This window comes from Chryseobacterium sp. AC417 (assembly GCF_979258215.1).
Genome location: NZ_OZ409845.1, coordinates 3,128,700 through 3,150,431 on the forward strand (window position 1 = coordinate 3,128,700; position 21,732 = coordinate 3,150,431).

General features: G+C 33.9%; 21 protein-coding genes. 7 read left to right on the forward strand and 14 right to left on the reverse strand.

The window, feature by feature from the left end:
• Nucleotides 1–191: 191 nt before the first annotated feature.
• A complete protein-coding gene (locus ACZZ9T_RS14880) occupies nt 192–1,898 on the reverse strand; it encodes a T9SS type A sorting domain-containing protein (RefSeq protein ID WP_463442739.1) in 1,707 nt (568 codons plus the stop codon).
• Nucleotides 1,899–2,484: 586 nt separating this feature from the next.
• Between ACZZ9T_RS14880 and ACZZ9T_RS14885 the strand changes: the two genes are divergently transcribed.
• The 5 genes from ACZZ9T_RS14885 (at nt 2,485) to ACZZ9T_RS14905 (ending at nt 8,391) form a co-directional block, all read left to right on the forward strand.
• A complete protein-coding gene (locus ACZZ9T_RS14885; RefSeq protein ID WP_463442740.1) occupies nt 2,485–3,483 on the forward strand; it encodes an EamA family transporter in 999 nt (332 codons plus the stop codon).
• Between the two features lie 11 nt (nt 3,484–3,494).
• Nucleotides 3,495–4,523: a methionine ABC transporter ATP-binding protein gene (locus ACZZ9T_RS14890; protein ID WP_463442741.1), complete on the forward strand. Its 1,029-nt coding sequence runs from the start codon at nt 3,495–3,497 to the stop codon at nt 4,521–4,523.
• On the forward strand, nt 4,516–5,172 hold the full coding sequence (metI, locus tag ACZZ9T_RS14895; protein ID WP_463442742.1) for a methionine ABC transporter permease MetI: 657 nt from the start codon (nt 4,516–4,518) through the stop codon (nt 5,170–5,172). The genes ACZZ9T_RS14890 and metI overlap by 8 nt, the downstream gene beginning before the upstream one ends.
• Nucleotides 5,173–5,207: 35 nt before the next feature.
• Nucleotides 5,208–6,014 (forward strand): methionine ABC transporter substrate-binding lipoprotein MetQ, encoded by an 807-nt coding sequence (gene metQ, locus ACZZ9T_RS14900; protein WP_463442743.1) that lies wholly within the window; start codon nt 5,208–5,210, stop codon nt 6,012–6,014.
• Between the two features lie 115 nt (nt 6,015–6,129).
• The gene (locus tag ACZZ9T_RS14905; RefSeq protein WP_463442744.1) at nt 6,130–8,391 is read left to right on the forward strand and encodes a glycoside hydrolase family 3 C-terminal domain-containing protein; all 2,262 of its coding nucleotides are present in this window, start codon (nt 6,130–6,132) and stop codon (nt 8,389–8,391) included.
• 83 nt (nt 8,392–8,474) lie between these two features.
• On the opposite strand, the gene ACZZ9T_RS14910 is transcribed toward ACZZ9T_RS14905, so the two are convergent.
• The 8 genes from ACZZ9T_RS14910 to ACZZ9T_RS14945 all read right to left on the reverse strand — a co-directional run bounded on the left by ACZZ9T_RS14910 (nt 8,475) and on the right by ACZZ9T_RS14945 (nt 15,167).
• A complete protein-coding gene (locus ACZZ9T_RS14910) occupies nt 8,475–8,879 on the reverse strand; it encodes a response regulator (protein ID WP_463442745.1) in 405 nt (134 codons plus the stop codon).
• Nucleotides 8,869–10,422 carry a PAS domain-containing sensor histidine kinase gene (locus ACZZ9T_RS14915; RefSeq protein WP_463442746.1) on the reverse strand — a complete coding sequence of 518 codons (1,554 nt, stop codon included), beginning with the start codon at nt 10,420–10,422 and terminating at the stop codon, nt 8,869–8,871. Before ACZZ9T_RS14915 ends, ACZZ9T_RS14910 begins: the two co-directional genes overlap by 11 nt.
• 326 nt (nt 10,423–10,748) lie before the next feature.
• Nucleotides 10,749–10,943, reverse strand: coding sequence for a cold-shock protein (locus tag ACZZ9T_RS14920; RefSeq protein WP_314497930.1), 195 nt, complete (start codon nt 10,941–10,943; stop codon nt 10,749–10,751).
• A gap of 64 nt (nt 10,944–11,007) precedes the next feature.
• Nucleotides 11,008–11,652, reverse strand: a complete 645-nt coding sequence (locus ACZZ9T_RS14925) for a DEAD/DEAH box helicase (protein ID WP_463442747.1) — start codon at nt 11,650–11,652, stop codon at nt 11,008–11,010.
• 314 nt (nt 11,653–11,966) lie between these two features.
• Nucleotides 11,967–12,527, reverse strand: a complete 561-nt coding sequence (locus ACZZ9T_RS14930) for a helix-turn-helix domain-containing protein (RefSeq protein WP_463442748.1) — start codon at nt 12,525–12,527, stop codon at nt 11,967–11,969.
• Nucleotides 12,528–12,710: 183 nt separating this feature from the next.
• Complete coding sequence (locus tag ACZZ9T_RS14935) at nt 12,711–14,222, reverse strand: acyl-CoA dehydrogenase family protein (RefSeq protein ID WP_463442749.1); 1,512 nt, start codon at nt 14,220–14,222, stop codon at nt 12,711–12,713.
• Between the two features lie 289 nt (nt 14,223–14,511).
• Nucleotides 14,512–14,769, reverse strand: coding sequence for a SemiSWEET transporter (locus tag ACZZ9T_RS14940; protein WP_463442750.1), 258 nt, complete (start codon nt 14,767–14,769; stop codon nt 14,512–14,514).
• A 74-nt stretch (nt 14,770–14,843) separates the two neighbouring features.
• Nucleotides 14,844–15,167 carry a hypothetical protein gene (locus ACZZ9T_RS14945; protein WP_463442751.1) on the reverse strand — a complete coding sequence of 108 codons (324 nt, stop codon included), beginning with the start codon at nt 15,165–15,167 and terminating at the stop codon, nt 14,844–14,846.
• 143 nt (nt 15,168–15,310) lie between these two features.
• Between ACZZ9T_RS14945 and ACZZ9T_RS14950 the strand changes: the two genes are divergently transcribed.
• On the forward strand, nt 15,311–15,904 hold the full coding sequence (locus ACZZ9T_RS14950; RefSeq protein WP_463442752.1) for a YciE/YciF ferroxidase family protein: 594 nt from the start codon (nt 15,311–15,313) through the stop codon (nt 15,902–15,904).
• Between the two features lie 88 nt (nt 15,905–15,992).
• On the opposite strand, the gene ACZZ9T_RS14955 is transcribed toward ACZZ9T_RS14950, so the two are convergent.
• The 4 genes from ACZZ9T_RS14955 to ACZZ9T_RS14970 form a co-directional block, all read right to left on the reverse strand.
• Nucleotides 15,993–16,496 carry a CinA family protein gene (locus tag ACZZ9T_RS14955; RefSeq protein ID WP_463433541.1) on the reverse strand — a complete coding sequence of 168 codons (504 nt, stop codon included), beginning with the start codon at nt 16,494–16,496 and terminating at the stop codon, nt 15,993–15,995.
• 46 nt (nt 16,497–16,542) lie between these two features.
• Nucleotides 16,543–17,709 (reverse strand): zinc-dependent alcohol dehydrogenase, encoded by a 1,167-nt coding sequence (locus tag ACZZ9T_RS14960; protein ID WP_463442753.1) that lies wholly within the window; start codon nt 17,707–17,709, stop codon nt 16,543–16,545.
• A 92-nt stretch (nt 17,710–17,801) separates the two neighbouring features.
• Complete coding sequence (locus tag ACZZ9T_RS14965; RefSeq protein ID WP_463442754.1) at nt 17,802–18,419, reverse strand: hypothetical protein; 618 nt, start codon at nt 18,417–18,419, stop codon at nt 17,802–17,804.
• A 367-nt stretch (nt 18,420–18,786) separates the two neighbouring features.
• Nucleotides 18,787–19,239, reverse strand: a complete 453-nt coding sequence (locus ACZZ9T_RS14970; RefSeq protein ID WP_463433547.1) for a ferritin-like domain-containing protein — start codon at nt 19,237–19,239, stop codon at nt 18,787–18,789.
• 262 nt (nt 19,240–19,501) lie between these two features.
• Between ACZZ9T_RS14970 and ACZZ9T_RS14975 the strand changes: the two genes are divergently transcribed.
• Nucleotides 19,502–19,726, forward strand: coding sequence for a glutathione synthase (locus ACZZ9T_RS14975; protein ID WP_463433549.1), 225 nt, complete (start codon nt 19,502–19,504; stop codon nt 19,724–19,726).
• Nucleotides 19,727–19,782: 56 nt separating this feature from the next.
• Here ACZZ9T_RS14975 and ACZZ9T_RS14980 read toward each other — a convergent pair whose 3' ends face one another.
• Nucleotides 19,783–21,303, reverse strand: a complete 1,521-nt coding sequence (locus tag ACZZ9T_RS14980) for a nitrilase-related carbon-nitrogen hydrolase (protein ID WP_463433551.1) — start codon at nt 21,301–21,303, stop codon at nt 19,783–19,785.
• Nucleotides 21,304–21,732 lie beyond the last annotated feature (429 nt).

The window sequence follows — 21,732 nt, forward strand, 5'->3', positions numbered from 1 at the left end:
AAATCGGGATTTTTTTTGGAATTATGGAATGGGATTTTAGAAAAGATTTTGTTTACACATTTTTATCATTGCCTTTGTATTTACCATGAATGATTTTGCTAAAATTAACAATATTATAACTTCCAACAAAAATCCGTCTCACAAATATGCTAGACGGATTTCCTCTAATTTTATGAAGTATTGAATAAAAACTATTTTTTAATAAATTTTGATTGATTTTTATCACCATTTTCATCAACAGTCTGTACGATGTATACACCTTTTGGTAACAAAGAAACATTGATATTTTTAATATCGCTTCCACCAATTGTCATCAAATTTTTTCCGTCAAAGCTATAGATTGTAGCATTCTTTATTTTTTTTGTTGATTTGATGCTGATATTAAGTTCTGTAGGATTTGGATAAATTGAAAAAGTAGAATTATCTAAAATAAAATCGTTTGTACCTAATACCGTATTCTCGAAATCAAACTTTGTAAGATATATGTAACTTATAGAATGGGGTGTCACTTCTGGTGATACAGTTGACGTACTATCAAAGTCTGTTACCTGTGAACTACTACCTACTGCCAAAAATTTAGTTGAAGTAAGATTTTGTATTAATGAATTGATTTGTGCGCTATTTCCTTGAATTAGATAGATTTTAGAAAAAGTAAGATTAGAATCTAGTTTTAGATAAAACGCATCTTCTACATTAGAATAAGTTGTATAATTATTACCTCCTAATGTTATTATATTTCTAAATGAACCAGAAACATAAATATTATTATTCTCATCTACCAAAATATCAGTGATATAGTCTGCGTTACTGGCTGTTCCTGGTATTACCATCGATGTAATATAATTTCCGGCTGTAGTAAATTTGGAAATGTATGCATGTATGCCACCTGCATAAGTAAAACTATTTACACCTGCTGAAGGATCTAAATCTACTGTTCCTCCGAAATAGCCACCAACAAAAATATTATTATCTTTTAAAATTATTTTATTCAAAGAATCGGTCGAGCTACCACCATATGATGCACCCCAGACATAATTTCCATTAGGAGTGTATTTAGCAACAAAAGCATTATGAGAACCAGCACAAGTTTTTATATCTGTGACAGTAGGATCTGGGTTTAAGTCAATAGTTCCACTGTAACGTCCTACAGCATAAATATTGTCACTGCCGTCCAGAGCAATACTATTTATTTGAGAATCTAAACCCGCTAAAGTTTTTACCCAAACAAAATCTCCATTCGCAGTTAATTTTAGAATAAAAGCATTCAAACTGTACGGACTCTGTGATGTCATTTCTACAGTTCCTGAATTAGGATCAAAATCTAAATACCTATATTCACCTGCTAATATAACGTTACCTGCAGAATCTATTTTTATAGAGTACACCTCATCATTGGAAGTACCTGAAGGAGAACTTAATTGTTTTGCCCAAAGAAAATCACCTGCCGGATTCAGTTTTACAATAAAAATATCCTTATTTTCTGCTGGTGAAGGCACCGATAATGTATAAACACCAGGTCCCGGATCTGCGTCTAACCCGTTAATTGCACCCGAACCTGAAAAAAAACCAGTTACATAGATATTGCCCGCAGCATCAATTGCTGTATCCACAACACTTTCAGCAGAGCCCCCACCAAATTGTTTTATCCATTGGATTGCTCCGGTTGTAGGAGACAAAGAGATTACGATTCCGTCTTGATATCCACCTTTGAAAGTGATAGGAAAACTTCCTGTAATATTGTATCCGATAAAACAAGAAAGTAGAAGTTTATCAGCACTTTTCGTTAAATTTTGCGGCCTATTGGTCGATTGAAATCCAATAATTTCAGTTCCGTAATAATTCTGTGCATTAAATAAAGTAAGAGAAATTATTGACACTAATAAAGCTATTTTTTTCATTTATATATATTTGTTGCTTTGGTAAATATAAAGAAAATCATCTATAAAATTGCTCAGTGAAATCTTACGTCTTCGACATCCACAAATAATTCACTAATTTCAATTTTAACCCACTGTATTTCTTTCAAAGTTTACATCACCTGTTAAAAACAATATCCCAATTATAAAAGATAAATCGGTAAAGCCAAATTCCTGATGCAAATCGCTGATGATCTGGATTTTCATTTTTTAAAAGTAATTTAATTTTAATAAAGACTGAAATATTATTTAAATTAAAAAATAAACTTCTAAAAATCAAAAGCTTAAATACAAATAATTAAAAAGTCTACTAAAAAAGTAGACTAATAAAAATATATGTTTTATATTTGCACCCGTAATCAGGTTTGGAAATGAAAATGAAAATGAAAACAAAATTCAAATACAATTCTATGAAGAAGATCAACATCATGCACATGATGATGTATTGCTGTATGCCTTTATATATGAATTTTAGTGGATGACCTTACTTTTATTATGACATATATTTTAAAGGCTTTACCACGTTGTAGAGCCTTTTTTATTTAAAAAAAACAAGTGAAAAAACAATATGAAAACAACTGATTTTAAAAACAAATGGCTGGTTCCTGTAGCCTTCGCCAACATCTATATCATCTGGGGAATTACTTTTCTCGCCATCTCGTTCGGACTGACAGGATTTCCGCCCTTTATACTTTCGGGATTCAGATTCTTTGCTGCCGGAATTTTACTCATCGGCTATTTAACAGCAAAAGGTGAGAAAGCCAATTCACTGAAAAACTGGTGGAAAAATGCAGTCACAGGAATTCTGATTCTTACCGGAGGAACCGGTCTTGTCGCATGGGGTGAACAATATGTTACTGCATCCGAAGCTGCCATCGCTATTGCAACCGGACCGTTTTGGTTCATTGCCATCGATAAAAAGAACTGGAGCTATTATTTTTCAGACAAATTTATTCCAATCGGGTTACTACTGGGTTTTGCCGGTCTGATTTTATTTTTAAACGGAAGCGTAAATACTCACACTGCAAATGTGGATTCTTCTCTTAGAATTATTGCATTTATTGTTCTCGCATTAAGTTCGATAGCCTGGGTTTTGGGATCCTTATATTCCAAGAAAAATCCGGCAGATCATTCAACTTTTATGAATATTGCACAACAGCTTATTGTGGCAGGTCTTGCATCATTCCTGGTTGCACTTTTCAGAAATGAATGGACGGGTTTTTCCATCACAGCAGTTCCGGTTTCGGCCTGGCTGGGTTTACTGTTTTTAATTTTCTTCGGATCAATCATCGCATACATCTCATACATCTGGCTTTTATCGGTAAAACCTGCTGCCATCGTGAGTACACATACTTATATCAACCCGATCGTTACTGTTATTGCAGGTTTTATTATTGCGAATCAAACGATTAACGGAAATCAGCTGTATGGTTTACTCATTATTCTGATTGGAGTTCTTTTAACGAACGTCACCAAGTATTTTAAACTTTCTAAACGGTCAAAAGCAAAGATCAGAAAAACTGTGAGACAGATTAACAGAATCAACAGACCTTATCAACCTATGTAATCAAAATAATAATGATAGAAATTAAAAACATTTCAAAAACATTTCATCAGAAGAAACAGTCTTTTAAAGCTTTGAAGGATGTGAATCTTACTATTGAAAAAGGTGATATTGTAGGAATCATCGGGTTTTCCGGAGCAGGAAAAAGCACTTTGATAAGAACGGTTAATCTTCTGGAAAGACCAGATCAGGGACAAATTATCATCAACGGAACAGATTTCACAAAATTAAGCTCAAAACAACTGGCAAAAGAGCGTAAAAAAATCGGGATGATTTTTCAGCATTTCAATCTGCTTTCTTCAAGAACGGTTTTCGAAAATGTAGCGCTTCCTTTGGAACTTGATCAGCTTAAAAAAGATCAGATCCGAGAGAAAGTTAATGTACTTTTAAAAATTGTAGGACTTGAAGACAAAGCGAATGAATATCCTAAAAGTCTTTCGGGCGGACAAAAACAAAGGGTTGCCATTGCCAGAGCTTTAGCCAATGATCCTTACTTACTGCTTTGCGATGAAGCAACGAGTGCGCTCGATCCGGCTACCACGAAATCTATTCTCGAACTTTTAAAAGATATTAATAAACGTCTTGGAATCACAATTTTATTGATTACCCACGAAATGGATGTCATCAAAACCATCTGTAATCACGTTTCCGTCATCGATAAAGGAAAACTGGTCGTTAAAGGAACTTTACAGGAGATCGTCTCAAACAGAGAGCATCCTATTATTAAACAATTTATAAACTCAGGAAACATGACAATACCTTTTGAACTTAACAAAACACTTCAGAAAGAGCCGAAGGAAGGCTTGTTTCCGTTAGTTGAAGTTGAACTTAATGAAGATATCAGCGTTGAAAAGCTGCTTTCAAAAATATATGATGAATATAAAATTCCTTATCAGCTTCTGAAAGCCGATGTAGAATATTTGGGAAGTGCCAATTTCGGTACACTGCTACTCCATTTGAAAGGAAAATCAGATGAAAATCAGAAAGCGATTTACTATTTTAATCAGAATAAAATTCAAAATACACTCAGAGGATATGCTTAGCGAAACTACAATTTCTCTTTTGTCTAAAGGGCTTTGGGAAACTATTTTTATGACTTTTGCTTCAGGTTTTTTCGGATTTGTTCTGGGCTTACCTGTCGGAATTTTTCTGTTTTTAACGAAAAAAGGTCAACTTTTGGAAAATGGTATTTACAATAGAATTTTATCTGTCATTGTCAATATTTTCAGGTCAATACCCTTTATAATTTTGATTGTATGGATGATTCCTTTCACAAGATTATTGGTGGGAACTTCAATTGGCGTGAATGCAGCATTAGTGCCTCTAAGTATTGGTGCAGCTCCGTTTATCGCAAGATTAGTTGAGAACAGTCTGATTGAGATTCCTCAAGGCTTGATTGAGACTGCACGAGCTTTGGGAGCGAGTCCTTTTCAAATTATCAAAAAGGTTTTATTGCCTGAAGCTCTTCCATCTCTGATTAACAATGCGAGTATTACGCTCATCACTTTAGTAGGGTATTCAGCCATGGGCGGCGCAGTTGGTGCCGGTGGATTGGGACAGATTGGATATCAATATGGATACATCGGTTATGATGCTTTGATTATGAATCTGGTTCTCGGTTTACTCGTGGCTTTGGTCTTTATTATTCAGTTTTCCGGAGATCGTCTGGCAAAGAGGTTTGATCACAGATAAGTTTATATAGTATACAGTTAAAAAATAATTTTACAATGAAAAAAATAAAAATTTTAGGTATTGCAGCAGGTTTATTTTTATTAAATGCATGCAATTCTCCAAAAAAAGAAGATCCGAATTACATTAAAGTAGGAATCACTTCAGGTCCCGAACAGGAAATTGCAGAAACTGCAAAAAAAGTAGCCAAAGAAAAATACAATCTTGAGGTTGAGCTTGTCTCTTTTAATGATTATGTTATTCCGAACGAAGCACTTAATAATGGTGATATTGATGCCAATGCTTTTCAGCATGTACCTTATTTAGAAGAGCAGTCAAAACAGCGAGGCTATAAATTGGCGGTTATAGGAAATACTTTTGTTTATCCAATCGTAGCGTATTCAAAAAAAATAAAAAATATCTCACAACTTCAAAATGGAAGTACGATTGTTATTCCCAATGACCCTACAAACGGTGGAAGATCATTATTCCTGCTTCAAAAAAATGGTTTGCTAAAGCTAAAAGAAGGAATCGGGTTACTGCCTAAAGTAACCGATATTACCGAAAACCCGAAACAGTTGAAAATTTTAGAAATTGAAGCCCCTCAATTGCCCAGAGTTTTGGATGATAAAGAGGTTGTGATCGCTATCATCAATAATAATTTTGCAGCACAGGCCGGATTAGATGCCAATCAATTTGGAATTTTTAAAGAAGATAAAAATTCACCTTACATGAATGTAATTGTTTCACGAGAAGATCATAAAAATGATGAGAAAGTAAAAAACTTTGTAAAAGCTTATCAGTCTGAAGAAGTGGCAAAGAAAGCTGAAGAAATTTTCAAAGGCGGAGCAGTGAAAGGATTTTGACGATTGGCAGAATAGATTATTGTTAAAATAAGTATTTTATCATTAAAATCATTTTCTCAATTTGAGATAATAAATATTTTGCCTATTTTTGTTATCAATCAATAAAAAGGTTTTTATGTTAAAGAAAACTGCCATTGTGGGTTTATTTTCACTTATATCTGCTTACTCTATGGCTCAAAATACAGCTTTACCCATTTATCTGGATGAATCAAAACCCGTAGAACTTCGTGTTCAGGACGCACTTTCCAGGATGACTCTGGAAGAAAAAGTAGCAATGCTTCATGCACAGTCAAAATTCAGTTCGCCCGGAGTTCCGAGATTGGGAATTCCTGAATTCTGGACGACAGACGGTCCTCACGGTGTTCGTCCTGAAGTAATGTGGGACGAGTGGAACCAGGCTGGCTGGACGAATGATTCTGTAATTGCTTATCCTGCGTTAACTGCTTTATCCGCAACATGGAATAAAAAAATGTCATGGAATTACGGTAAAGCTTTGGGTGAAGAAGCACGTTACAGAAAAAAAGATATTCTTCTGGGACCGGGAGTCAACATTTACAGAACTCCTCTTAACGGAAGAAACTTTGAGTATATGGGTGAAGATCCTTATTTAACCTCAAAGATGGTAGTTCCTTATATCAAAGGCGTTCAGTCTAATGGAGTTGCGACGAGCGTAAAACATTATGCACTCAACAATCAGGAAATGTTTCGTCATACCAGTAACGTCAATATTGATGACAGAACTTTATATGAAATTTACCTGCCGCCTTTCAAAGCTGCTGTTACAGAAGGAGATTCCTGGACGATTATGGGTGCGTATGATATGTACAAAGGGCAGTATGCAAGTCAAAACCAATATCTGTTGAATGATATTCTTAAAAAAGAATGGGGTTACAAAGGGGTTGTAGTTTCAGATTGGGGTGCGGTAAACAATACTGAACAAGCCATTCACAACGGTTTAGATCTTGAATTTGGAAGCTGGACCAATGGTCTTTCGGCAGGAACAAAAAATGCCTATGACAATTATTATTTAGCAAAACCCTATTTAGATTTAATTAAAGCAGGGAAAGTAGGTACAGAAGAATTGGATGACAAGGTTACCCGACTGTTGAATTTAGCGTACAAAACTACCATGAATACAAAGAAGCCTTTCGGGAACGTGGCTTCTGAAGAACACAAGGCTGTAGCAAAAGAAATAGGTGAAGAAGGAATTGTTCTCCTGAAGAATCAGGGAAATATCCTCCCGATTGATATTAATAAAGCTAAAAAGATTGCTGTAATCGGTGAAAATGCCATCAAAATCATGACTGTCGGCGGAGGTTCTTCTTCATTAAAAGTAAAATATGAGACTTTACCTTTAGACGGAATTAAAGCAAGATTCGGTAAACAGAGTGATGTGCAGTTTGCAAGAGGTTATGTAGGCGACATTGGCGGAGAATACAATGGTGTGCAATCTGGTCAGGATCTTAAAGACACTCGTTCTGCAGAAGAATTACTGAATGAAGCTGTAGAACTGGCAAAAAAATCTGATTACGTAATTTTTGTGGGCGGATTAAACAAAAGTGACTTTCAGGATAGTGAAGGAAACGACAGAAAAAGCTACGGATTGCCTTATAATCAAGATAACCTGATTGCTGCTTTGACAAAAGCCAATAAAAACTTTGCAGTAGTGCTGGTTTCCGGAAATGCCGTTGCAATGCCCTGGATTAAAGACGTTCCAACTGTTCTTCAATCATGGTATTTAGGTTCTGAAGCAGGAAACTCAATCGCCTCTATCTTGGCAGGAGATGCAAATCCTTCCGGTAAACTGCCATTCACATTCCCTATAAAACTGGAAGATAATTCTGCTCATAAATTGGGAGAATATCCCGGTAATAAGGAAGAATTGGCTGCAGGAAAAGGAAAAGATCAGAAAAACCCGATCAATATCACTTATAACGAGGGAATTTTTGTAGGTTATCGTTGGCATGACACTCAGAAAATCAAACCTTTATTCAGTTTCGGACATGGCTTAAGCTACACCTCTTTTGAGTTTGGAAAAGCAAAAGCTGATAAAACAACGATTAGTCAGAATGACCAAATTACATTTACGGTAAGTGTTAAAAATACAGGTAAAAAAGCCGGAGCAGAAGTTGTTCAGTTATACATTAATGATGTAAAATCATCAGTACCGCGTCCTGCAAAAGAGTTGAAAGGATTTGAAAAAGTTTTCTTAAATCCCGGAGAAGAAAAAGAAGTAAGCATCACCATCGATAAATCTGCTTTAAGTTTCTTTGATGCTGATAAACACGAATGGGTCGCAGAGCCCGGTGATTTTGAAGCATTGATCGGAAATTCTTCTGATGCAATTAAAACAAAAGTAAAGTTTAAATTAAATTAAATTAAATTAAATAATGACAAAGCCTGAGAAATAACTCAGGCTTTTATTTTTATAACAGATGACTCCCAAATACTAAGAGCTGATTAATTAATAGAGAAATCTATTTTTGAACCCACTCCTCCTGTATGGGGTAGTAATTCTTTGATCTTTTCGATTAAATCATCCATGTCAAATGGTTTAGGGATAAAATCTGTAGCTCCGGCATTTCCGGCAATATTACTGCCGTCAACACTCGCAGAAAGAACAATCACCGGAAGATTCTGAAATTCTTCTGTAGCACGCAATGCTTTTAAGACCTGATCTCCGGAAAGGACAGGCATCCACAAATCTAACAAAAGAAGATCTGGCGACTGTGTTTTCATTTCTTTAATTAGATTGGTGCTGTTAATTTCGGTAAAAACATCAAAACCTTCTGATTCCAGCAGCATTTGCAAAACATCTAATATACCTTGGTCATCATCGCAGACCATTATTTTTCTATTGTCCATTGTTATCAACTTTCATTATTGGTAAAGTGAAGCTAAAGGTAGATCCTTTGCCAATTTCACTTTCCACCCAAAGCGTTCCTTTGTGATTGGCTATGATCTCATGTGAGATGTATAATCCAATGCCTAAACCCGGAAATTTTTTCTGAATATCTCTTGCTCTGAAAAATCTCTCAAATATTTTCACTTTATCCTGCGGACTGATTCCCATTCCATAGTCAGTGACGGAAACTTTAACAAAGTCTCCCACTTTATTTACATACACTTCCACCTTATCTGAACCGGGGGAATATTTAATAGCATTGGAAATTAAATTATTGATCACCTGAGAAATCTGCAGTTCGTCACCCAAAATCAGAACTTCAGTTTCATCATGCAGCGAAATTTTATAATCAGGAGTTGCTAAAGACAAATTCTCAACCGTATCCCGAATAGTTTTATTAACATCAAACGGTTCATTATGCAATTCTATATTGCCTGATTGTATTTTTGAAGTATCTAAAAGTTCTGTAATCAAATTATTCAGCCGATCTACATAAGTTCCTACTTTATCAAGTGTAGATAAAAATTTAGTAGATGCTCCTTCAGGCGGCATCCTTTGAAGAAGCTGAACAAGACCTTTTATAGTTGTAAGCGGAGTTTTTAATTCGTGACTGGCTATTGAAAGAAAATCATCTTTGCGTCGATCAATTTCTTTTTTTTCTGTAATATCTTCTATAGCAATTAAAATCCGGTCTTTATATTGACCTTCAAACTCTATACGATAAGCATTAAGAAGCATTATTTTCTTTCCGATGTGCGGAAAATCATGTTCAACCTCAAAATCAATAACCGGGTTGTTGGTTGGTAAAATTTTCAGTAAAAGCTCTTTCAACTGATCAATATCCCATTGATGATTTCCTAGTTCAAAAAGAGGAGTTCCTACTGTATCCTCCGAAGTAACTTTAAAGGTATTTAAAAAATGACTGTTGGCACTTAATACTTTGTAATCTGCATCTAAAACCAACAGACTTTCTCTTACGGTTTGTATAATACTCGAAAGAAAAATCTCATTATCCTGCAATTGCTTCGTTCTTTCCTGAATTCTTTTTTCAACAGAAGCTTTTTCTTCTCTCAACTCATGTTCAGATTTTTTACGGTTTGTAATATCATTCTGAACACCTATGAAATGAGTAACTTCACCCTTCTCATTTTTAACCGGAGAAACAAATAATTCGTTCCAGAAAAGTCTGCCTTTTTTATTGTAGTTTCTGATTTCAACCCGACATTCTGTGCCATTTATTAAACTTTTTTTAATTGCCTCTCTTTCAGATTGTGCTCTGTCCTGCGATTGCAGAAAACGGCAATTGTGACCAATGATCTCATTATGTTTATAACCTGTAAGAGTTTCAAAAGCTTTATTGCAGTAAATGATTGGATTATCAGGCTGCATATTGTCGGTAATGATAATACCGGAATTTGCAGAATCAAGCGCTTTTAAATAGATATCAAGATGATTACCTAATTTGTTTTTCGGGTCGGATAAAGAGTGAGTTGATTTTTCCAATTTTTTGTTGTTTTTAATAACAATATATTTTGCATTTCACATACCATACATCCATGATTCATAAGCTTCATAATGTATTGATTATCGTTAACCAAAAAGTATGCCCATACCATAAAACTTCATCATATTTTTTTGAGTTAGGATTTACTTATGGAATAATTAATAGTTGAACGATAAAAAGAATTTTGAAAGATTAATACAACAGTTAAGTTTAAACGGTATAAAATTTCTAAAATTGCAGAACAAAATTAAAACTCAAATTCGGAAATTATAAACAAAAAAAAACTGCTTCTTGCGAAGCAGCTTTCTTTTACGATATATATCGATTATGCAAGTCTTACATTAACTGCATTTAATCCTTTTTCGCTTTTTTCTACGTCGAAAACCACTTTATCATTCTCACGAATCATTTTAGTGTTTAATCCTGAAGAATGTACAAAAATGTCTTGTCCACCTTCTGATGGAGAAATAAATCCGAAACCTTTTGTTTCGTTAAAAAATTTAACTGTGCCTTGTTGCATTGTATTGGTATTAAAATTGTTTTATTATTAAGTGTCTAATTATAAATTAGACTTGTATTTCTTTTTAAGAGACCGCTGAATAAACAGATGTTTTTCTTATATCCACTCCGTCATCTATGATCTTCGCTGCGAAGGTAGTGACTTCTGGTGAGATAACCGACGAAAATATAATATTTTGTCTTTTTACCGGAAGTTTACTAATCAGCTTTTTAAGATCATTCGTATTATTCTTCAGTAATATCTCCATATCATCTATAATTAAGACTTCAATTTTTGACAAACTGATATGTCTCTGATCATCCAGTTGCATCAGCTTTTCCGGGGTCGCAATCAGAACGTCTAATCTTCTTCTGAGTGAAGAAAGCTGCGTACCGTTCAAAATTCCTTCATGTACAGAAAGCTGTGATAACGGCAGATATTTGGTATAAATTTTAAAATTATCCTCAATCTCTAATGCAGTCTCTTTATTGGGAGTCAGCACCAGAACTCTCGTCTCATTATGATCCGGATTGTTCTTTTTCAGTGCCTGCAAAACGGGCATTGTAAAAGAGGTCATTCTTTCTGTTCCGCGGGCAATACAGCATAAAACATCTTTACCATTTAAGATTTGCGGAATAATTCTGGTCTGCAATTCTGTAGGCTTCGGACATCCTGCTTCTGTAGCGGCGCGAACGATAGGATTGATTAAGTTTAAATTCTTAAAACTCATAGTATTTGTTTGCCGGGTGACGGCTTTCCTGAGTTAAAATAACTTTCGGAAACGTAATTAAATGGTATTTAGGGAATTATAATTTTGAGAACTCAATATAGAAACTGGAGTTTCTTTTCGAAGAATATTTTCTGGATATTACTTTATAACTGAGTTATTACAATCAATAACTCTGATGCAATTTAAATACTTCTTCCACATTATTATTTGCGGAGCAGTTTTTCTGGTATTTATCTCACAGTACAAAGATGAAGGATTATCTTACATAAATGCTTACATAAATAAATATTGGATTTACATAAATCACACATTACTTATAAATCCTCAAGGTTTTTTTGCCTTTTGAGTTTTAGATTTTTGTAAAAAGATGGTGACAGACCTGTTATTTTTTTAAACTGATAAGAAAGATGTGCAACGCTGCTGTAGTTAAGTTTATAGGCGATTTCGGTGAGATTAAGTTCGTTATATAGCAAAAGTTCTTTTACCTTTTCTATTTTATTAATAATGATAAAATGCTGTATGGTATATCCGTTCACCTCAGAAAACACATTAGATAAATAAGTGTAGTCGTACCCTAATTTTTTACTTAAATATTCTGAATAATTTTCTTTTGGTTGTTCTTCAGCATTATGAATCATTTCTGTTATTGTATTTTTAATCTTTTCAATTAAAATGCTTTTTTTATCATCCAATAATTCAAGTCCGATATGCGCTAATTTTTTTCTGAAAATTTCCAGTTGCTCTGTAGAAATTTTACCTGGGAAATCTACTGTTCCGAGATTGACAACAGCATTTTTGAAGTCGAGCTGTTCGGTTACTTCCTGCACCATCATTTTACATCGCAGACTAACCATATATTTAATGTAAATTCTCATACAGTTTTGTTTTTTCCGGCAATCTGAATCAATATATTACAATAAAACGATGACCATTGAAGAATAAGTAAGTTACAAAATTTAGTCTGATATTTAGCATTTAGTTATGGATTGATAGTTTTTGTTAAAAAAAATCCCCACAAACAAAGCTTATGGAGATCTATTATTTTTAAAATATTGAGCTTAAACTAAAGACAGCCAATTGCTGTTTTCTGAATAGTCATCCAAAGGTTTCAAATCCTGATGGTGGTTCATCGAAGCAAGAAGTGAAACAATTTCCTGTCTTGTCATCTCCACAGAATTATCAACTAATTTTTGATTGAATCCTGCATTGCTCAATTCCAACAGATCATTAACGGTAATGATTCTTGCAACCACTTTACCCAGATCAATCATTTTCCTCTGAGAAATCGCTGTATTGATTGTAACATCTAAGTTTTGAGTATATAATTTTGCGGCATTTTCGCTCAACACATTTTGCTGAAGATATTCACCTACATTTTCTATTTTCTTCTTTTTCATATCTTTTAAAATTCCTTCTGAAATCTGTGTGTACAGCATTTCATTAGAACCTTCAAAGATTTGAAATGGACGGCTGTCCATAATTCCTCTACCGCCAATATGGCTCAATCGATATCCTTTTCCACCACTGAGCTGTACAAGAATCTGAGCAGCTTCCTGCATCATATCTGTTACAAGTGCCTTCATAGAATTTGCATGAACACCGTCTGATGAAAGGTTATTTTCAATTCCGCTGATTTTAGAACTTTTTGCACACATCGCCGAACACAATGTAAAAAATGACTCTAATCTCGTCAGTTGATATTGTACCTGATCCAATGCATACAAATTTGAATTTCCAACAATTCTGTTTCTTGTGTGATCCAAAGCTTCATCCAGCATTCTTTTCAGAAAGCCCATTCCCATTCCCGGGAACTGAAATCTGCTTCTGTGAAGAATATCCAGCATCATTTTTAATCCTGTAGATTCAGGAATCAGCTTATTGGCTTGCGGAACTTTGATATCAACTTTATTAAGCCCATAAGGAATCATATATAACCCCGGATTATCATAATATTCTAAAACCTCTATATTTTGCTCTCTCTGATGGGTATCTGCGATGAAAAAATCTACATCTCTTGAAAGATTTCCGTCTGCGTTTGCATTTCTTGAGGTAATCAGCCAGTAATTAGCTAAACCTGTTAAACCCTGCCAGTGTTTTGTACCTTTTATTTCGTAAAAATCTCCTTTCAACTCATTCTGAGTTTTCATATTTAATGCATCACTTCCAAAATCCGGTTCCGTAATCATCAAACCTCCCATTGCACCATGATCTAAAAAGTGCTGAAATATATTTCCTTTAATAGACTCGTTTCCATATTTCGCTAAAGGCTCCAAAAACAACGCAATATTGATTCCGAAAGTTAATGATAACGCAAGCGATTCATAAGAAGCGGCTGATAAAATCCCCAAACATTCCTTTACTTTCAATCCACGACCTCCAAATTCAGACGGTACGGCAACCGAAAGCGGCTTAAGATTCATGATTTCTTTCCACACATTGGGCGGAAGACCTCTTGAAAGACTTAGCTTATCGATGTTTTCTTTCTGAAAAAGATGGTGAAGTGAAGTTTTGAAATAATCAAGAAATTCAGGATAAGATTGTCCTGATAACTTGTTTGAAGATTCAGTCATAAAAAATAAAAATATATGCTGTCTGCCATTGATACAGCGGGATTGTTACATGGAGCGAATGGCACGATTTGTTGTTTAAATCAGATGCTCCACCTTATTTGCGACTAAGATACAAAATTTCAATCAGCTGTAAAACTACAACCAAATAAATTGATGTATTATTAACTTAACATTATGATTATTGCGTAAACCTCAACTATTACCTGATATTTATCAGTTATAATGAAATAGTATCGAATTTAACAGAACAATTCTTTATTTGGTGTAATAAGTTCGATTGATCTTTATATTATTTTTTTCTATATAAAAAATAACAAGTCAGTAAAGTTAGATTGACAAGCACAGCAAAGGCGTTTGAAAGAATAATAGGTAATTCGTTTTGAATAACGCCGTACCAAACCCAAAGTGAAAGTCCGGAGATTAAAACTAAAATCATTACCAATGAAAGATCTTCTACATTTTTTTCTTTTATCACCTTGATCACCTGAGGAATCATAGAAACAGAGGTGAGAAAACCTGCTATTATACCCAAAATATTTACATCCATAATTTAAATATAAGTAATGAATTAATAAGCGGTTATGATCTTAATCACAACCGCTTATTAATAACTGCTTCTTTCTAGTGATGTCTTGTTCCTCTCTGATGATAATCAACATTTTGAGGTTTTGACTGATAGTTTTTTGAAAACTTATCGTTATTTAAAGAGTTCAAAGAATTTGTAGGATGTGCATCTTCAAATTCTAAATGATCAAAATGAACGACTTTTCCGTTTCTGTATGCTTTGCCTTCAGAATTACGATAAATCTGATTTTCTTTATACGTGTTTCCATCCGGTGCAGTATAGATTTTTGGTCTTTGGCTTAATTTCTTTCTTCTTTGATTAAGAAGTAGCGCAGTTCCTCCTGCTATCAATGCCAATGCTATTTTTACTTTATTATTCATAATGGTTGATTTATTACTAAATAAACAAAACACCTGCCATTGCAACGAGATTAAAAAGTTTTCTTTATAAATAACAATTTGAGCAACTTTGGTCTTATAATTGGATATTAACCGCCAACGTAAATCACTAAAAATAATTCATTATGGCAACTAAAACTGCAACATCTAAAAAAACAGCAGCTCCTGCAAAAACTACTGCAGCTAAAAAAACAACCTCAAAACCAGCAGCTAAAGTTCCTGCTAAAAACGATGCAGCTTCAGATTTGAGAGACTTTTTTGAAGATGCCCTGAAAGATATTTACTGGGCTGAAAAAGCTTTGACAAAAGCACTTCCAAAAATGGAAAAAAAAGCTTCACATCCCGATCTAAAAAAAGCTATTTCTTCACATTTGGCGGAAACTGAAGTTCATATTACAAGATTGGAAGAATGTTTTAAATCTTTAGGACTAAAACCTGAAGCTAAAAAATGTGATGCCATGCAAGGGCTTCTAGATGAAGGCAAAAGTATTATGGAAGAAACTAAAGAAGGTGCAATTCGCGATGTGGGAATTATTGCAGCTTCTCAAAAAGTGGAACATTATGAAATCGCAACTTATGGAAGCTTAGCAGCATACGCTAAAGTTTTAAATGAAAAGAAATGTTTAAGTAACTTTTTGGCAACTCTAAAAGAAGAGAAAAATTGTGATAAGCTTTTGACAACAATCGCAGATACTGCATTGAACAGCAAAGCGAAATAATTTATTTCAATTTTAAGATAAAAAATTCCTCAATTTTCATTGAGGAATTTTTTTTAAGATAAAGTTAATCATATTATACTTTCAGTTTTTAATTATTGAGTATCAGAAGATTATTCAATTCACTTTTAAAGCAGCCCAGTATAAATTCTGCATAATATAACTGTGCATTTAATGCCTGAGTTTTTGGATGAAGCTCGAGCTTTTTGGATAAAATAATTTCACCTTTGTAAGCAATCGAATAATGTGCAAATACACTGTAGGTAGAGTTTCTCACAGGAGTACAATATCCTGTTGTGGCAATCGACCAGTCGCTTTCAAAGAGTTTGGCGACATTTAGAGCCATCGTTTCTGCAATATTTTCAGAAACGCAGTCGCAGTTTTCTGCCTCTTTTTTATCTACATTAAGCAACCTGACTTTCTCTGGTAGTGTATAAGCGGTGATACCTCCTTTATAGAACATTGAGGCATTTGGCATCTGCGAAAAAGCAAGCTGAAGCATTCCTGAAGTTACACTTTCAGCGATGGAAATGGTTTCGTTATTGGTGATCAGACATTCGCTGATGTATTCCAGTATTTTTTTTTGAAATTCCATGATAGTAAAATTTTTCTTGATTTAAATTTTAGCTTTACAAAAAGTATTATTTCCAGGGATCTAATACAACCTTTACACAGCCGTCTTCTTTTTTATCGAAAATCTCGTAGCCTTTTGCAACTTCGTCCAGTGAAAGTCGGTGTGTAATAATATCATCAAGTTTTACCTGTCCGGTTTCTACATATTTCATTAATTTATCAATGATTGCGTGTACCGGTGACTGGCCTGCTTTTAAGGTAATTCCTTTATCAAACATTTGCCCGACTCTGAAATTATCATAATTCATTGGATAAACTCCCAAAATCGAAACAAAACCGCCACGTCTGACTCCACTCATGCATGCATCTAAAACTTTGATCGAACCTTTCTCAAAATTAACGACCGCTTTTGCTTTATCAATTAAATTTCTATCCGGCTCAAAACCTACTGCATCAATACAAACATCCGCACCTCTGCCATCGGTCATGTCTCTGATCTGTTCTACAGTCTGATCTGCATCTTTCCATAAAATGGTTTCACAACCTGTCAGTCTCTTGATTTGATCTAATCTGTATTGAAGTGTATCAATTACGATTACTTTTTTTGCATTGTGAAGAATCGCACTTTTAGCAGCCATAGAACCAACGGGTCCTGCACCGAAAATAGCCACTGTTTCACCGCCTTTCAAATCTGCCCACATTACTCCGGTGTATCCTGTAGGAAAAATATCTGTTAAAAATAATGCCTGATCATCTGTAAGACTATCAGAAACTTTTCTGGGACCGAAATTTGCGTAAGGAACACGTACATATTGAGCCTGTCCGCCGTTGTAACCGCCGTAAAGATCAGTGTATCCGAACATTCCACCTCCCTTTTCTGTTAAAATGCCACCTTCAGGACCGTAATGATCCGGGTTTGAATTTTCACATCCTCCGGGAAGATCATGATCACAGAAATAGCAACCTCCACAAGCAATCGGGAAAGGTACAACTACCCTGTCTCCTACCTTTAAATGGGTGATATTTTTACCTAAATCTTCGATAATGCCCATAAACTCATGCCCCATAACCATGGGACGAGCCTGAGGAATTCCACCGGAATACATATGAAGATCACTTCCACAAATTGCTGTTGAAGTAACTTTCAATATAATATCATTCTGATCTTCAATTTTGGGATCATCTATAGTGTCGCAAGTAATCTTGCCGGGTGCGTGAAAAACTGCTGCCTTCATAAATATAATTTGGTTTTGGTGTGTAAAAAAATTATTTAATTTATTAAGCTTGATAAAATGTTTTTTCTATCCTATTAAAGTCTAGATAATTTTTATGTTTGATTGCTTATAAATTCTTTTGTAAAGTCTTCCCACTGTATTTTGCTACCTCCAAAAATTCCTCCACTTGCAACGAAAAAATTTCTCAGAGCATTCAACAGACCAACTTTTTTGGTGTTTGGGATTTCATTTCTTCCATGAATACTGAACTGTATCGTTTTATCTTTTTTAGCAAGAATAAATGTGTTGGTCGCATCTTCTTTATAAAAGTGAGCAATACTCCCTTTTGCACTTTCAGGAGATGAATGTGGTTTCATCTGCAAGAGAAGAACTTTTAGCTCTGTTTGTTCGATGGGATCAATCTTATTGATTACCACCCAGTCATACCCGTTTCCCAGTCTATTTTCCGGAGCAGGCATTTTTATTTTTACAAAATCATTCAATTTTGCAACTGCTGACTTTTCGTTTTCTTTCCGATACAAGTAAAACTCAGTCGGATTTTTCTTTGCGCTTACTTTCCAGTTATTAATTTCTAAAAGTTTTCCTGATAGCCTCCGGAATTGATCAAATGCTTCCATTTCGGAGTTGCAGATTACAAATGATGCGGCATCATTTTCAGAGCCTACAGTATTAATAGGCAGCAAATGCTGTATATCTATTTTATAATTCATACATTAAAATTGGATGCGTAATGGGTAAAATTCAGTCTTGTAAGTGTTCTATTCATTAAAATAAACCATTACAACTTATCTTAATTTTTTTAAAAGCCGTTAGAAAAATCAAAAATTGCTAAAGACAATTTGAAAGAATTTTACATTATTCTAAAATTCATAAAATAACTTTGATAGTTATCTTAAAGTGGTTACTATTTAGATATACTAAATCAGCAACGGGAAGATTTTGAGATCATATTTTGGTATTTGGTGTGTATCAAATATATAAACTAATATGAATCTTATTTTATGACTTGAATCACATGAATTCTAAGTAATATAAAAGCTGTGCTATTATATTAGCACAGCTTTTAATAAAATATTTCTAAGAAGTTCTTCGTTCTAAGTTTTCAAACTTATTATAAGAAGCTCTTAAATGATGAAGCTGATCCTGAATGACCTGTGAACTTTTAGTACACAAATCTCCGCTATCCAAAGCATCTTCATACGCTTTAATTGCTGCTTGTTCTCCAAAAACCACATTTTCTAAAGTTGTTTCATCTTTATTTCCAGAGAATGAATTTTTAATATCAATCCAGGTTCTGTGGATGGCTCCGGCTGCAGTCGTTGTATTTTCTGCTTCTCCGCCACGTTCTGTGATAAGTTGCACAAGATCTGATTTCATTTTCTGAGAATTTTCAACCATTTGGTCATAATCAGATTTTAGTGAGGAATAGGAATCCCAAACTTTATCTTCTACTTTTGAAAATCCTTCAATTCTGTCATTGGTAATTTGTAGTAAATCGTTTAGAACCGATACTGTTTTTTCTGTACTCATAATATTATATGTTTGATTGGTGTACGATTATATTTACAATATCTATGCCTTAGTTTAAATTTATTTCGTTAATTATTCTATAATCAAAACATAAAACAAGAACACTTAATTACCTTATTAACAGGCATAAGGAAATATTTTTATTAATTTCTTATGTAAAACCAAAAGTATTTTGCAAATTTTTTAATAAATAATTTATTTTTTTTAATTATATAAATTATGAATTTTAATATTAACTTAGTCGTAAACTAAATATATAATAATGGCAGAGATCAATTTTGAAAAACAAAATTTCGTCCCAACAGATGATAATGGCTATCAATTGGAATACAATAAATCGGAGATCGGTGAAGGAAGTAATCTTATTGTCGAAAAGAAAAATGATGAAGGCAGTTATGAAGTGATTCAAATTCCGATCAAAAGATTTAAAGAAAGTATTTTCATTGTTGTGACAGAACCGTTTGACGGAAGGCTTATTTTTGAATAAAATAAATATCCCCATTTCAACTTAAGAAAAGGGGATTATTTATGGAATGATTATATTTAAATTATCGGAGATTTTTCTTTTAAATAAGTTTCATACAAATCTTTTCGTCTGTCATTAAGAATCTGTACAGAGCCGTGATAATGAAGATCTTTTAATAAATTTAAATCTACATCTACAATGAGTGTCATTTCTGTATTTGGAGTTGCTTCTCCTTTTACTGCATTCGATGGAAAGGCAAAATCTGAAGGCGTAAATACGGCAGCCTGACCAAACTGAATATCCATATTATTCACACCCGGTAAATTTCCGACACAACCCGCAATTGCTACGTAACATTCATTTTCTATCGCTCTTGCTGCGGCGCAGTGTCGTACTCTCATATATGCGTTTTGAGTATCTGTAAGATATGGCACAAAAAGAATTTTCATTCCCTGATCTGCCAAGAGTCTTGGTAATTCAGGAAATTCTACGTCGTAGCAAATCACTAAACCAATTTTACCGCAATCGGTATCAAAAACTTTGATCTCATTTCCACCTTTCATCCCATAATACTTTCTTTCATTTGGTGTAATATGAATTTTCCTGTACTCATCAATACGACCGTCCCTATGCAACAAATAGCTTACATTATATAAATCATGGTTTTCAAAAACAGGCATACTTCCTGAAATGATATTTACATTGTAACTGATTGCCAATTCAGATATTTTAGATTTAATCTGATCTGTAATTTTTGCAAGCTCAATCATACTGTCACGCTCAGAAAGATTATTAAACGGGGCAAGCAAAGGTGTATTAAACAGCTCTGGAAACAGTACAAAATCTGATTTGTAATCACCCATTACATTTACAAAAAACTCTACCTGCTCATAAAATGCATTGATGTCTTTGAAATGTCTCATCTGCCATTGTACCAAACCTAAACGAATGGTACTATCCTGCATGGTATTGGGCTTTTTGCTGTAATAAATGTTATTCCACTGTAGCAAAACAGCATTTTCCCTTGAAGCTTCATCTTCTGGAAGATATTTTTTCAGAACTCTTATAGGTAAAAAATTGTTTGACAGCTGAAAAGAAAGTACAGGATCATAGATTTCTTTATCTCGTACTCTTCTGATGTATTCTCTTGGAGAAATCTCATGACTATATTTATGATAATCCGGAATTCTACCACCTAAGATAATTGATTTTAAATTCAATTGTTCACACAATTCTTTACGAGCATCATAAAGCCTTCTTCCCAATCTCAATTCACGGTATACAGGATCAACAAAAATTTCTATTCCATACAGAACATTCCCGGTTGAAGAATGGGTATTGAATGTGTAATTTCCTGTAATGTCACTATATGTATGTTCATCATCGAACTCTTCATAATTAACAACGATCGAAAGAGCAACTGCCGCAATTTTACCATCAACTGTAATACAGATCTGACCAGCCTCAAAGATTTTCGTAAGTTTTGCTATACTTTTCTTAGACCAGACATATTCAGACATTTTTGGGTATGCACGGCGCATAGCCGAAACTAATTCTTCGTAATCATCAATATTAAGCGTTCTTGTATCTATCTGCATAAAATTATTTTGATTAAAGTTAAGGAAATTTACTACAACGGATTACAGAAGACTCTGAATATAGATAAAGAAAATATTAAAGTCCTACATTTAAAAAGTAATTTTCCACTGCTTTTAAAAAAAAAAGCAACTTCAGTAATAGAATTGTAAATTTTTCAACATTAGTTCATTATTACTGTAAATTGTTGAAAAATAAATATTTACAACCTTTTTAGCTTGTCTGAATTTATAAATTAATACGTAAATATTTATAAATGCGCCCTGCATCATCTTGCAAAACACTTTAGAAGGTTATACTTTAGCACTATAATAATTGAGCGACATATTAAAATTGTTTATCAAAATTAACATTCACCATCATCACAATAAAATATATTGTTTCATCACTTAGTTTCTATTAGTAGTATGCCAGGATTTTACAATCCTGGC